Below are 13050 nucleotides of genomic sequence, written 5' to 3'. Positions count from 1 at the left end.
CCCGGCCCCGGCCCCCGGAACGTGGTGCGGTAGGCGCCCGGCGGGACGCCCGGCGCCGCCGCGTGGACGTGGTTGCGCGGGAGGACCCACCGACCGGCTGTCCGCAAGCGGGCGGGCTACCCTAGTCAAAGTTGAATAGGAAGAGGGGTGCTGGGTGTCATGTCCGCTATCCGACTGCTGGTCCTCGGCGCCGTGCGCATGCACGGCCGCGCACACGGCTATCAGGTCCGCAACGACCTGGAGTACTGGGGCGCGCACGAGTGGTCCAACGCCAAGCCCGGGTCGATCTACCACGCCCTGAAGCAGATGGCGAAGCAGGGACTGCTCCTCGCGCACGAGACGGCCCCCTCCACGGTCGGGGGCCCGCCGCGCACCGAGTACGAGGTTACGGACGAGGGGCTGGCGGAGTACCGCACCCTGCTGCGGGACGCCATCCGCGCCTACGACCAGAACACCGACGTCCTCTCGGCGGCGGTCGGGTTCATCGTCGACCTGCCCCGCGAGGAGGCGGTCGGGCTGCTCAAGGAGCGGATCGAGACCATCAAGGGGTGGCGGGACTCGGTCACCGAGTACTACACGCCTGCGGACGGTCCCGAATCCCTCGGCCACATCGGCGAGATCATGAACCTGTGGGTGCACTCGGCCGACTCCGGCGCGGAGTGGACCCGGGGCCTGATCGCCCGCATCGAGGGCGGCGCGTACACCTTCGCGGGCGAGGGTGACCCGTTCGTCGGAGTGCTCGCCGACGGCGAGGAGAACCCCTACGCCACCGGTGTCCCCGATCCGGGGGACCGCGACTAATCAAGTTTGACGAATGAGGGTCGGAGGCTTACCTTTGGCCTGCTAGTCAAGTTTGACTACGAGAGGGCGTGGGCATCGTGACCGAAGCGATCGTCATGGACGGCGTGCACAAGCGGTACGGGGAGAAGCGCGCCCTGGACGGACTGGACCTGGCCGTCGGCGGCGGCACCGTGCACGGAGTGCTCGGCCCCAACGGGGCGGGCAAGACCACCGCCGTACGGATCATGTCGACGCTGCTGCGCTACGACGCGGGCCGGGTGACCGTGGCCGGCCTCGACGTGCGCGAGCGGGCGGGGGAGGTGCGGCGCAGGATCGGGCTGCTCGGCCAGCACGCGGCGGTGGACGAGCAGCTCGGCGGACGGCAGAACCTGGAGATGTTCGGGCGGCTGTACCACCTGAGCGCACGCCGGGCGGGCAGCCGGGCGGACGAGCTGCTGGAACGGTTCGGTCTCGCGGACACCGGGCGCAAGGCCGTCAAGCGGTACAGCGGCGGCATGCGCAGGCGCCTCGACCTGGCCGCTTCGCTGATCACCGATCCGGACGTGCTGTTCCTGGACGAGCCGACGATCGGCCTCGACCCGCGTGGCCGGACCGAGGTGTGGGACGCGGTGCGGTCCCTGGTGGGCGGCGGCACCACGGTGCTGCTGACCACGCAGTACCTGGAGGAGGCGGACCAGCTGGCCGACCGGATCTCCCTGATCGACGGCGGCCGGACGGTCGCCGAGGGCACCCCCGACGAGCTGAAGGCCCTCGTCGGCGGCGACCGGATCGACATCGTCCTGCGTGACGCGTCCCGGCTGGTGGAAGCGGGCGCCCTGCTCGGGGGCGCGGACCTGGTGCTGGACGCGGACCGGCGACGGATCGGCGCGCCCGCCCCGGACCGGATGGCGTCCCTGGCCCGGACGGTGCGGGTGCTGGCGGAGGCGGGCATCGAGGCGGAGGACATCGCGGTGCGCCGCCCCACCCTGGACGAGGTGTTCCTGTCGCTGACCGGGCAGCCCGTCGACGAACGGCGTACGGAGAAGACGGAGGTGGCGGCATGAGCGCGACGACGACGGCCCCCGGACCGGTCGGCGCCGGGCGCGGCGGCCCCGGACCGGGCGGGGCGTCCTCCCGGCTCGGCTGGGCCCTGGCCGACTCCTGGACGATGACCCGCCGCGAACTGGCGCACTGGGCCAGGCAACCCGTCGAGGTGCTCGTCGGCCTGGTCTTCCCGGTGATGCTGCTGCTGATGTTCACGTATCTGGTCGGCGGCGGCCGGGGCGTGGACGGTGACCCCACCGAGTTCCTGGTCCCCGGGATGCTCGCGCTGACCATGGCCTTCGGCCTGGAGAGCACGATGCTCGCGGTCACCCAGGACCTCGGCAAGGGCGTCATCGACCGTTTCCGCTCGATGCCGATGGTCCCCGGCGCCGTCCTGGTCGGCCGCAGCGCCGCGGACATGCTCCAGTCGACGGCCGCGCTCGCGGTGATGACCGGGGTCGGGTACGCGGTCGGCTGGCGCTGGCACCACGGGGCCGCCGCCGCGCTAGGAGCGTTCGGGCTGCTGCTCCTGCTGCGGTTCGCGATGCTCTGGGTCGGCATCCTGCTGGCCATGGTGGCGGGGCGGCCGGAGATGGTCTCGGCGGTCCAGATCCTGGTCTGGCCGGTCGGCTTCCTCTCCAACGTCTTCGCCGCCCCCGAGTCCATGCCGGGCCGGCTGGGCGCGGTGGTCGAGTGGAACCCGATGTCCGCCACGGCCACCGCCGTACGGGAGCTGTTCGGCAATCCGGGCGGCGCGACCGGTTCCTGGGCGGCCGAGCACGCCCAACTCCTCGCGGTGCTGTGGCCGGTGGCCATCATCGCGGTGTTCTTCCCGCTGGCGGTCGGCAGGTTCGCGCGGCTCAGCCGGTAGAAGATCAGGGGCGTCAGTGGTGGAAGGCCGTCGGGACCGCCCGGTCATGACTCAACGGGTGTTTCTGGTCCCGGAGTTCGGGAAGCAGCAGCTTCAGGTCCTCGACCAGCAGCTCGGCCAGGTCCGAGGAGAACCCGTTGCGGCACACCACCCGCAGCACCGACAGGTCCTGCCGGTTGGCGGGGAAGGTGTACGCGGGCACCAGCCAGCCGTGCTCCCGCAGTCGGCGGGACACGTCGAACACGTCGTACGCGTGGACGTCGCTGTTCGTCGTGAAGGCGAACACCGGCAGCTCGTCGCCCCGGGTCAGCAGCCGGAAGTCGCCCAGCTCCTCCACCGCGCGGGCCAGCGAGCGGGCCACGTCCCGGGAGGCCTGCTGGACCGCCCGGTAGCCCTCGTGCCCGAGGCGCAGGAACGTGTAGTACTGCGCGACCACCTGCGCCCCGGGCCGGGAGAAGTTCAGCGCGAACGTCGGCATGTCGCCACCCAGGTAGTTCACCCGGAAGACCAGCTCCTCGGGCAGCGCGTCCGCCGTACGCCACAGCGCCCAGCCGACCCCCGGGTAGACGAGGCCGTACTTGTGGCCCGAGGTGTTGATCGACGCCACCCTCGGCAGCCGGAAGTCCCACACCAGGTCCGGGTCGAGGAAGGGTGCCACCATCGCCCCGGACGCCCCGTCCACATGGACCGGGATGTCGAGGCCGGTCCGCTCCCGGAGGGCGTCCAGAGCCGCGCACAGCTCCGCGATCGGTTCGTAGGACCCGTCGAAGGTGGAGCCGAGGATGCCCACGACCCCGATGGTGTTCTCGTCGCAGAGCTCGGCGGCGGCCGCCGGGTCGAGGTGGAACCGCTCGCCCTCCATGGGGACGAGCCGGGCCTCCACCTCCCAGAACTCGCAGAACTTCTCCCAGCAGACCTGCACATTGACGCCCATCACCAGATTGGGCCGGGCCGTCGCGGGGTAGCGGTCCGCGTTCCGCTTCGCCCAGCGCCGCTTCAGGGCGAGCCCCGCGAGCATGCACGCCTCGCTCGACCCGGTGGTCGAACACCCCACGGTCGACCGCGGATCCGGTGCGTTCCACAGGTCGGCGAGCATCGCCACACAGCGCCGCTCCAGCTCGGCGGTGCGCGGGTACTCGTCCTTGTCGATCATGTTCTTGTCCCGGCACTCACCCATCAGGACGCCGGCCTGCGGCTCCATCCAGGTGGTCACGAACGTGGCCAGGTTGAGGCGCGAGTTCCCGTCGAGCATCAGCTCGTCGTGGACCAGCCGGTACGCCGTCAGCGGCGGCAGCGGCCCGTCGGGCAGCCGGTGCCGGGGCGGCGCGGTGTTCATCGCGGCCGTCGGGTCCGCCTCGCCGAAGAACGGGTTCAGGGCGAGCCTGCGCCGCTCCTCGGAGGGTTCGTCCTGTTCCGGGTGGGCACCGCGGTGGAGCGGCATGGTGGAAGCCCTTCTCTCGGCCGAAGCGGTCGGGGTGCGGGTCAGCTCTCGGCGGCCAGGCCCGCCTTGATCGCCCGGGTGAACTTCACGACCCGCTCGGCCTGCACCCGGGCGGCGGTCAGGGTCTGCTCGCCGACCGGGATGTCGCCCTGCCCGGCGACGTGGGAGGTGCCGTACGGGTTGCCGTCCACGAACTTCGTGGGGTCGGTGTACCCGGGGGTGACGAGAATGCCGCCGAAGTGGTGGATCGTGTTGTAGAGCGCGAGCAGCGTGGACTCCTGGCCGCCGTGGGTGGTGGCGCTGGAGGTGAAGCCGCTGTAGACCTTGTCGGCGAGCTGCCCCGCCTGCCACATTCCGCCGAGCGTGTCGATGAACTGCTTCAGCTGGGCGGTGATGTTCCCGTACCGGGTCGGCGAACCGAAGATCACCGCGTCCGCCCACGCCATGTCCTCCTGCGAGACCTCGGGGACGTCCGCGGTCGCGGTCACGTTCTCGGCCCACGCCGGGTTGGAGTCGATGGCGGCCTGCGGGGCGAGTTCCGCCGCCCGGCGCAGCCGCACCCGCGCCCCGGCCCGCTCCGCGTCCCCGGCGATGGCCTTCGCGATCGCCGCGACGGTGCCGGTGGAGGAGTAGTAGATGACGGCGACGTTGACGGGAGCGGGCATACGGGAGACCTCCGTCGAAGCAGCATGGGAGCACAAAGGGGCAAATTGCACGGAACGGGTCATACCGCACGCAGTAGACGATACGGAGGTTCCGTGCGTCCGGCGCGCCGGACGGGGCCTTCTCCGTGACGTCCTGTGCCGCCTCGCGCGGGGCCTCCGCCCGCTCAGCGCAGCGACTTCCCGTCCCCGTCCAACTGCATCTGGGCCCGGCCGGTGACCAGCAGCCAGGCGGGCAGGGTGGCCGCACACAGCAGAGGCAGCACGGACGCGTCGCCGACCATCACCGCCGCGGTGAACAGGCTCACCCAGCCCTGCCGGGTGACGGCCAGCAAGATGCCCAGCACCGCGCAGGAGACCGCGAGCGACGGCGGGACCGCGTCGACGAGCGCGTGGGCGCAGAGCCCGAGGGACACCCCCGCGAAGACCGCCGGGAAGATCCGCCCGCCCCGGAAGCCGCAGGCCGCGGCGATCACGAGGGCAGCCGTCTTCACCACCGCCATCCCCGCGAACTCCCCGGCCGACCAGCCGTCCGGGTCCCCGGCGAGCACCTTCACCTCGTCGAGCCCCTTGAAGAGGGTGAGGTGGCCGCCCAGCGCGCCGAGCAGCCCCAGCACCAGCCCGCCCAGCGTCAGGGCGAGCACCGGACGCCGCAGCGCCGTGAAGACCCGGTGGGCCACCGGGAAGGCGTACACCGCGAGCAGGCCGAGGAGTGCGCCCGCCGAGGCGATCACCAGGGCGGAGAGCAGATCGCCCCAGTGCGGTCCGGAGTACGCCGGGAGGGACAGGTCGAAGCTGGGGTGCGCGAGCAGCGACATGGTCAGCGCGCCCGCCGTGCCGGCCGCGAGCGGGGCGAACAGCCGGTCCCAGAACGCCCCGGGGCCCGGCTGTGAGGCCAGCGTCTCGGAGAGGACCAGCGCGGCGGCGACCGGAGTCCCGAAGAGGGCCCCGATCGTTCCGGCCGCGGCGAGCGCCACCCACAGCTCGCCCGGCGCCCCGGGCGCGAACCGCCGGCCGAGCCAGAAGGCCAGCGCGATGTTGGCGGCGGTGATCGGGTTCTCCGGTCCCAGGCTCACCCCGCCCGCCAGCGCCAGGGTGGTCACCAGGAGCAGCCCGGGCACGATGCCGGGCCTCATCGGCGCGTCCACCAGCCCGGTGGTGGCCGGGTCCGGCCCGCCGTGACCGGGCACGGCCCGCAGCACGAGCCCCACCGCGAGGCCGGTCGCGGTGAGCATCACGATCATCCACAGCGAGGAGTACCGCCCCACCCCGAGCGCGTCGGGCAGGACCTTCCAGAGCACGTCCTGGAGCTCCTCCGCCAGGAGGCTCACCCCGAGCAGGATCAGCGCGCAGACGACGCCGACGGCGATCGCGGGCAGCACGAGCGGCAGCAGCCGCCGGGCCGGGGCGGCCGGAGGGTGCGGGTGAGCCGGCGGGGGCGCGGGGGAATCAGGGGCCACCGGGCAACCCTAGGGCGGCAAAGCGGATATAACGCCCAAGGGTGGTCCGGGTGGCACCGCGTCGCACCGGTCCGGGGCCCGGCCCGTTCGTGCCGCACCTGGTCCGGGGCCTGGCTCATGCCGTGTCGCACCTGGTCCGGGGCCTGGCTCATGCCGTGTCGCACCTGGTCCGGGGCCCGGCCCGCGCCCGCGTCACGTCTTGCTGATCACCGCGGCCGTCCCGTACGCGCAGACCTCCGTGCCGACGTCCGCCGCCTCGCTGACATCGAAGCGCATCATCAGGACCGCGTTGGCGCCCCGGGCCCTGGCCTGCTCCACGAGCCGCTCCATCGCCTGGTTGCGGGTCTCGACCAGCGTCTTGGTCAGCCCCTTCAGCTCGCCGCCGATCATCGACTTCAGCCCGGCGCCGATCTGGCTGCCGAGGTGACGCGACCGTACGGTCAGCCCGAAGACCTCGCCGATGACCTGCGTCACCTGATAGCCGGGTACGTCGTTCGTGGTGACGACCAGCACGTCCGCCTGGGCCGCCTGGCCGCCGCCGAATTCCTCAATGCCCATGTTTGTGGCACCTCCTGTGATCAGCTTCGGGCCGCTCCATGGGATGCGCATTCCCGCTGTGCGCCACTGGAACCCAGGGCATCGGCCGGGCGTTGATAGCTTGGGCAGCCACAGAGCCGTCACCGTACCCATCCTCCTGGAGCCCGGACCCTTGAATACGCTTGCGCTCGGACCGAGCTGGCTGGACCCGGACTATCTGCTCAACACGTTCGGACTCCCCGGCCTCCTCCTCATCGTCTTCGCCGAGTCCGGCCTCCTGATCGGCTTCTTCCTGCCCGGCGACTCGCTCCTGTTCACCACGGGGCTGCTGGTGACCACGGGGCAGCTGAAGTACCCGCTCTGGCTGGTCTGCACGCTGGTCGCCGTCGCCGCGATCGTCGGCGACCAGGTGGGCTATCTCTTCGGCCGCAAGGTCGGCCCGGCCCTCTTCAAGCGCCCCGACTCCCGTCTCTTCAAGCAGGAGAACGTGGAGAAGGCCCACGAGTTCTTCGAGAAGCACGGCCCGAAGTCCCTGGTCCTGGCGCGCTTCGTGCCCATCGTGCGCACCTTCACGCCGATCATCGCGGGCGTCAGCCGGATGAACTACCGCTCCTTCATCACGTACAACATCGTCGGCGCGATCCTCTGGGGCGTCGGCGTCACCGTGCTCGGCGCGATGCTCGGCAAGATCGACTTCGTACACGAGCACATCGAGATGATCCTCATCCTGATCGTGCTCATCTCCGTGGTGCCGATCGTGGTCGAGGTGCTGCGGGCCCGCAGCCAGGGCAAGAAGGCCGCCGCGGCCCAGGCACTGGAGGGCGACGGCTCCGGCCGCCCCCCGGCGGGCGGCAACGGCCCTTCCAACGGCCAGCGCGGCCGGCACGCCAAGCGCTGAGCCCACGCCGCACACCACGTACGTACCCACCGAAGGTGCCCCTCCCCGGGTCCGGGGGAGGGGCACCTTCGCCGTACGGGGCACGGGGCCGCGCGGGGTTCGCACGGGCCCCCGGGTCCGCGCGCTCAGAACCCCCTGGTCCGCTTCGCCGCCCGGCGGCTCGCCCCGCCGACCGCGCCCGGCGCCCCTATGAACAGCCGCGAGATCTCACTCCCCAGGTTCACCCCGATCGCGATGGCCAGCGCCGTCGCGACCGCCGTCGACAGCGAGGCGAGCCCCATGTCCAGCTCGTTCTGCGCCACGCCCAGCAGACCGAAGTACGTCGCCGAACCGGGCAGCAGCGGCCCGATCGCCGCCGTGATGTACGGCAGCGAGGAGGTGAACCGGTAGCGGGAGAACAACTGGCCGAACAGCCCCACCAGACCGGCCGCCACCGCCGTCGCCGCGACCGGCGAGATGCCCCCGGTCCGGGCCATCGCCCCGAAGATGATCCAGGCCACGCCGCCGTTCAGGGTGACCGCGAGCACGGTCGACCGCTCCTGCTGGAGCAGCACCGCGAAGGCCAGGCTCAGCCCCATCGACGCCAGGATCTGGACCGCCGGTTCGTCGTATGCCACGAACCGGGCCTCGGGATTGAGCTGGGCCCCCAGCTGGAGCCCCAGATACAGGACGATCAGCACGCCCGCGACGATCCCGATGAAGAAGTACATGACCTCCAGGAGGCGGGCCGAGGCGGTGATGTAGTAGCCGGTCAGCCCGTCCTGCACCCCCGCCACCAGGGCCCGCCCCGGCAACAGCGCGAACAGCCCACCGGTGATCACCGCGGACGGCCGGATGTCCGTCGAATGGGTCAGTGTCAGTGCCACCCCCATCGCGGCGGGCGGCATCGCGGCCACCGTGAACTGGTAGAACTCCGGCAGCCCGCGACCGGCGCACAGCCACGCGAGCCGGTCGCCGAGCATCGCGCCCGCCGCCGCCACGACGAACACCAGCAGGCCGCCGCCGACCAGCACGGAGGCCGAACCGGCCAGCAGCCCGGCGGCCGAGGTCAGCACCCAGCCCGGATACGGGTGGCGATTACGGCGGATCTCCGCGAGCCGCCGGTAGGCCTCCTCCAGCGAGATCTCGGTGTCCGTGCTGGTGATGTCGTCGACCAGCCGGAACACGGCCGCCAGACGGGTGTAGTCGGTGCCCCGGCGGCGTACCGTACGGCTTGCCGTCACCGGGTCGTCGACCAGCGACGGCTGGTGCGAGATGGACAGCAGCGTGAACGTGACCGTCGGCTCGCAGCGGTCCAGACCGTAGGACCGGGTCACCGCGAACATCGCCGCCTCGACGTCCTCGGCGCCCTCGCCGCCCGCCAGCAGCAGCTCCCCGATACGCAGCGTCAGGTCGAGCACGCGCGGTACGGCGGGACCCGTTTCGTCGTCCGTGCGCTGGATGGACTCCGCTGCCGGGCGCTCGGTCACCGGCATCCGCAGCATCGTGCGCATCCGGTCCTGCCAGGGCGCCTCCTTGGTCAGCCTGACCATCGGAATGCCCTGCGCCGGGGTGAACGCGGTCGGTGACTGCTGGGCCTGATACGTGCTCGGCGGGGTGAAAGCGGAACTCAGCGTGTCGGAGTTCGTACCGCCCCCGGAGCCGCCGCCCGAAGCGGCCTGACCGCCCTGATCCTGGTGCACACCGGTCGGCAGCGCGAACTCCGACGTCGGATGGTCCTCCTCGGGCGGCGACACCGGATGCATCGTTCCCGCGGGGGGAGAGAAAGCGTTCCGCGCCTCGTCGGACTGGGGCTTCTGGTCCTCAGGACCGCCCGATTCCGCCACCACTCGACCTCGCTCCTCCTCGACCGCATGTCCCTGGGGAGTACCCCGCCGCACGTGTGCCCAGTATGGCCACGGGCATGGGTCCCGCACGCGCGGAAGACATGGGCCCGCACGCGCGGAGGTGCGGACAGCGAAACGGGCGGCACACCCGCGAAGGTGTACCGCCCGTTCCGGGACGGCCGTCCGGCTCACAAACGGAACCGGAAGAGGGACGTCAGTGCGCGCCGCCCTGGGCCTCAAGACGCTTGTACGAGGCCTCGATCTCGGCCTCCGCCTCGGTACGGCCGACCCAGTCGGCGCCCTCGACGGACTTGCCCGGCTCCAGGTCCTTGTAGACCTCGAAGAAGTGCTGGATCTCCAGGCGGTCGAACTCCGACACGTGGTGGATGTCGCGCAGGTGCTCCACCCGCGGGTCGGACGCCGGGACGCAGAGCAGCTTGTCGTCGCCGCCCGCCTCGTCGGTCATCCGGAACATACCGATGGCGCGGCACTTGATGAGGCAACCGGGGAAGGTCGGCTCATCCAGAATGACCAGCGCGTCCAGCGGGTCGCCGTCCTCGCCGAGGGTGTTCTCGACGAAGCCGTAGTCGGCCGGGTAGCTGGTCGAGGTGAAGAGTCGACGGTCCAGGCGGATCCGACCGGTCTCGTGGTCCACCTCGTACTTGTTCCGCGAACCCTTCGGGATCTCGATGGTGACGTCGAACTCCACGGGTGGCTCCTCCATGATCAACACATACGACTGGTGATTAAGTGTCCCCCACGCAGAAGAGTGCTCGCGAAAGGGGCTGGTCAACGGTGGCCGAGCCGGTGGATAGACCGTCGATGCGCCCGTCGGACCCGTGGGGCAGGCTGAAGGTCCTGAAGAACAGACACAACGGGTCGTACACCTGGCAGGTCATCGCAGGCTCCGCCACGCTCGGCCTGGTCGTCGCTGCCGGCGCCGTCCTCGCCGCCGGCCCCTGGGACAACGGTCAGCGTAAGGCCGAGCGGGCACTGGCAGTCACCGCGGAGCGAACAGGTGGCGCACATCACGGCCGCCCGACGCCCGACGACCCCCGCCCGGCCCCCAGCGCCCCGGCCGTCCTCCCGGCCCTCGGCACCACCACCCGCGACGCCCTTCAGGACGCCGCCGCGCTCCGCGACACCCTCGCCCCGCTCATCGGCGTGCCCGAACTCGGCGACAAGGTCGCCGCGTCGGTCATCGACACCGCCACCGGCAAGCAGCTGTACGGAACCGGTGCCACCGCCCCGATGACCCCGGCCTCCACCATCAAGATCGCCACCACCACCGCCGCGCTCTCCGTCCTGGGCCCCGACCACCGCATCGCCACCACCGCCGCGCTGTCCCCCGACTCCCGCACCCTCACCCTCGTCGGCGGCGGCGACCCCACCCTCAGCAGGGCGGCCCTGCGCTCGATGGCCGCCGAGACCGCCGAGGCCCTGCGCGAGGAGAGCGGGGCCTCCGTACGCCTCACGTACGACACCTCCCGCTACACCGGCCCCGTGCTCCACCCGATCAGCCCCAACGACAACATCGCCCCCGTCACCGCCCTGATGGTCAACGAGGGGCGCCTGGACGACACGGACCGCGGCCCCGCCGAGCGCACCGAGGACCCCGCCGGTGACGCGGCCCGCGCCTTCGCCGCGGAACTGAAGAAGGCCGGGGTCAAGGTCACCGGCACACCCGGTGAGGCCCGTCCGGCCGCCGAGGCCCGCACCGTCGCCACCCACCACTCGGCCCCGCTCGCCGCCCTCGTCGAGCGCACCCTCACCAACAGCGACAACGACATCGCCGAGGCCCTCGCCCGGCAGACCGCCATCGCCAAGGGCGAGAGCGCCGACTTCGCCGGAGCCCGTCGCGCCGTCACCAACGAACTGAAGAAGCTGGGAGTCCCGGTGACCGGGGCCCGCCTCGCCGACGGCAGCGGCCTCGACCGCGAGGACCGGGTCACCCCCGCCCTCCTCACCGCGCTCCTCGCCCGCGCCGCCGACCCCGACCGCCCCGGACTGCGCCCGGTCCTCACCGGCCTCCCGATCGCCGGATTCAGCGGCACCCTCGACGGCCGCTACGAGCACGGCTCCGAAGGCACCGGACTGATCCGCGCCAAGACCGGCACCCTCAGCGGCGTCAACTCCCTCGCGGGAACCGTCGTCGACCCCCGGGGCCGCCTGCTCGCCTTCGCCTTCCTCGCCTCCGGCAGCCTCTCCGCGGCCGAGGCCGAACCCGCCCTCGACGCCCTGGCCACCGCACTCGCCCTCCCGGCCCGCTGAGCGGCCCTCCACCACCCGAAGAGCCGTGCAAGACCCCACCACCGGGCGACGGGCTCACGTACGGTTGACGCATGACGAGCGTCGGTGGTGCCCAGATGGTCGACTGGAATCTCGCGGTGGCGACCGCGACCCGACTGGTCCGGCCCGGCCCCGACATCAGCCGCGAGGAGGCCCGCGCCGTCGTCGCGGAGCTCCGGCGGCATGCCAAGGCCTCGGAGGAACACGTCCGGCTCTTCACCCGGATGATCCCCGAGGGGACCGAACCCGAGGACACCCCCGTCCTCGTCGTCGACCGGGCCGGCTGGATCAGGGCCAACGTCGCCGGCTTCCGCGAACTGCTCCGCCCCCTGCTCGCCAAGATGGAGAGCCGCCGCTCCGGCGGACCCGGCGGCGCCGTCCTCGGCGCGGTCGGCGGCAAGGTCACCGGCGTGGAGCTCGGCATGCTGCTCTCCTTCCTCGCCTCCCGGGTCCTCGGCCAGTACGAGACGTTCGCCCCGGCCACCAGAGACCTGCCGGCCTCCGCCAACGGCGGAGGCCGGCTGCTCCTCGTCGCCCCCAACATCGTCCACGTCGAACGCGAGCTGGACGTCGACCCGCACGACTTCCGGCTCTGGGTCGCCCTCCACGAGGAGACCCACCGCACCCAGTTCACCGGTGTGCCCTGGCTCCGCGACCACCTCCGGGGCGAGATCCAGACGTTCCTCGACGAGACCGACGTCGACCCGGTGACCTTCCTGGAACGCCTCCGCGAAGCCGCCCAGTCCCTCTCCGGCGCCGGACGGCCCGAGGGCGAACAGGGCGAGGACGGCGGCCGGAGCCTCGTCGACATCGTCCAGCCCCCCGCCCAGCGCGAAGTGCTCGGCCGCCTCACCGCCGTCATGTCCCTCCTCGAAGGACACGCGGACTTCGTGATGGACGGCGTGGGCCCCGACGTCGTCGGCTCCGTCTCCGAGATCCGGGAGAAGTTCCAGCGGCGCCGGGCCCAGGGCGCCGGCCGCCTCGACCAGGCCCTGCGCAAGCTCCTCGGCCTGGACGCCAAGCTCCGGCAGTACAAGGACGGCGAGAAGTTCGTACGATCGGTCGTCGAAGAGGTCGGCATGGACGGCTTCAACCGCGTCTGGACCTCACCGAACACCCTCCCGACCAAAGCCGAGATCGCCAAGCCCGCCGACTGGGTCGCACGGGTGCACCGTAAGTCCGCATCCTGACCATCAGCCCGGCCGCAGGCGCATATTTGGCCCTCCAATCACCCATCCGAGG

General features: G+C 71.8%; 12 protein-coding genes. 6 read left to right on the top strand and 6 right to left on the bottom strand.

Annotation, left to right across the window (positions count from 1 at the left end):
* Positions 1-159: 159 nt before the first annotated feature.
* The 3 genes from ACZ60Q_RS25695 to ACZ60Q_RS25685 all read left to right on the top strand — a co-directional run bounded on the left by ACZ60Q_RS25695 (position 160) and on the right by ACZ60Q_RS25685 (position 2695).
* Positions 160-801, top strand: coding sequence for a PadR family transcriptional regulator (locus ACZ60Q_RS25695; RefSeq protein ID WP_469639070.1), 642 nt, complete (start codon positions 160-162; stop codon positions 799-801).
* Between the two features lie 77 nt (positions 802-878).
* Entirely contained in the window at positions 879-1844 is a 966-nt protein-coding gene (locus ACZ60Q_RS25690) for an ATP-binding cassette domain-containing protein (protein ID WP_469639067.1), read from the top strand.
* Positions 1841-2695, top strand: a complete 855-nt coding sequence (locus tag ACZ60Q_RS25685) for an ABC transporter permease (RefSeq protein ID WP_469639064.1) — start codon at positions 1841-1843, stop codon at positions 2693-2695. Before ACZ60Q_RS25690 ends, ACZ60Q_RS25685 begins: the two co-directional genes overlap by 4 nt.
* 13 nt (positions 2696-2708) lie before the next feature.
* Here the strand turns inward: ACZ60Q_RS25685 and ACZ60Q_RS25680 are convergent, their stop codons facing one another.
* The 4 genes from ACZ60Q_RS25680 to ACZ60Q_RS25665 form a co-directional block, all read right to left on the bottom strand.
* The gene (locus tag ACZ60Q_RS25680; protein WP_469639061.1) at positions 2709-4136 is read right to left on the bottom strand and encodes a glutamate decarboxylase; all 1428 of its coding nucleotides are present in this window, start codon (positions 4134-4136) and stop codon (positions 2709-2711) included.
* A 41-nt stretch (positions 4137-4177) separates the two neighbouring features.
* Positions 4178-4801: an NAD(P)H:quinone oxidoreductase gene (gene wrbA, locus ACZ60Q_RS25675; RefSeq protein ID WP_469639058.1), complete on the bottom strand. Its 624-nt coding sequence runs from the start codon at positions 4799-4801 to the stop codon at positions 4178-4180.
* 164 nt (positions 4802-4965) lie between these two features.
* Positions 4966-6258 carry an ion channel protein gene (locus tag ACZ60Q_RS25670; RefSeq protein WP_469639055.1) on the bottom strand — a complete coding sequence of 431 codons (1293 nt, stop codon included), beginning with the start codon at positions 6256-6258 and terminating at the stop codon, positions 4966-4968.
* Between the two features lie 192 nt (positions 6259-6450).
* Entirely contained in the window at positions 6451-6816 is a 366-nt protein-coding gene (locus ACZ60Q_RS25665; protein ID WP_469639053.1) for a YbjQ family protein, read from the bottom strand.
* Positions 6817-6967: 151 nt separating this feature from the next.
* On the opposite strand from ACZ60Q_RS25665, the gene ACZ60Q_RS25660 reads away from it, so the two are divergent.
* On the top strand, positions 6968-7693 hold the full coding sequence (locus ACZ60Q_RS25660) for a DedA family protein (protein ID WP_469639050.1): 726 nt from the start codon (positions 6968-6970) through the stop codon (positions 7691-7693).
* A 125-nt stretch (positions 7694-7818) separates the two neighbouring features.
* On the opposite strand, the gene ACZ60Q_RS25655 is transcribed toward ACZ60Q_RS25660, so the two are convergent.
* Positions 7819-9522 carry a threonine/serine exporter family protein gene (locus tag ACZ60Q_RS25655; protein WP_469639048.1) on the bottom strand — a complete coding sequence of 568 codons (1704 nt, stop codon included), beginning with the start codon at positions 9520-9522 and terminating at the stop codon, positions 7819-7821.
* Positions 9523-9733: 211 nt separating this feature from the next.
* Entirely contained in the window at positions 9734-10228 is a 495-nt protein-coding gene (locus ACZ60Q_RS25650) for an inorganic diphosphatase (RefSeq protein WP_018959738.1), read from the bottom strand.
* A gap of 113 nt (positions 10229-10341) precedes the next feature.
* Between ACZ60Q_RS25650 and dacB the strand changes: the two genes are divergently transcribed.
* Complete coding sequence (gene dacB / locus ACZ60Q_RS25645; protein WP_469639045.1) at positions 10342-11790, top strand: D-alanyl-D-alanine carboxypeptidase/D-alanyl-D-alanine endopeptidase; 1449 nt, start codon at positions 10342-10344, stop codon at positions 11788-11790.
* Between the two features lie 71 nt (positions 11791-11861).
* Complete coding sequence (locus ACZ60Q_RS25640) at positions 11862-12998, top strand: zinc-dependent metalloprotease (protein WP_469639042.1); 1137 nt, start codon at positions 11862-11864, stop codon at positions 12996-12998.
* Positions 12999-13050 lie beyond the last annotated feature (52 nt).

It is taken from the genome of Streptomyces sp. NPDC104313, assembly GCF_055583985.1.
This window is presented reverse-complemented; position numbering and strand designations above follow the sequence as displayed.

What these genes read in the sequence shown, in the direction of transcription:
- ACZ60Q_RS25685 (WP_469639064.1), top strand. Translation starts at nt 1,841, where the DNA reads ATGAGCGCGACGACGACGGCCCCCGGACCGGTCGGCGCCGGGCGCGGC.
- wrbA (WP_469639058.1), bottom strand. Translation starts at nt 4,801, where the DNA reads ATGCCCGCTCCCGTCAACGTCGCCGTCATCTACTACTCCTCCACCGGC.
- ACZ60Q_RS25640 (WP_469639042.1), top strand. Translation starts at nt 11,862, where the DNA reads ATGACGAGCGTCGGTGGTGCCCAGATGGTCGACTGGAATCTCGCGGTG.
- ACZ60Q_RS25680 (WP_469639061.1), bottom strand. Translation starts at nt 4,136, where the DNA reads ATGCCGCTCCACCGCGGTGCCCACCCGGAACAGGACGAACCCTCCGAG.
- ACZ60Q_RS25695 (WP_469639070.1), top strand. Translation starts at nt 160, where the DNA reads ATGTCCGCTATCCGACTGCTGGTCCTCGGCGCCGTGCGCATGCACGGC.
- dacB (WP_469639045.1), top strand. Translation starts at nt 10,342, where the DNA reads ATGCGCCCGTCGGACCCGTGGGGCAGGCTGAAGGTCCTGAAGAACAGA.
- ACZ60Q_RS25665 (WP_469639053.1), bottom strand. Translation starts at nt 6,816, where the DNA reads ATGGGCATTGAGGAATTCGGCGGCGGCCAGGCGGCCCAGGCGGACGTG.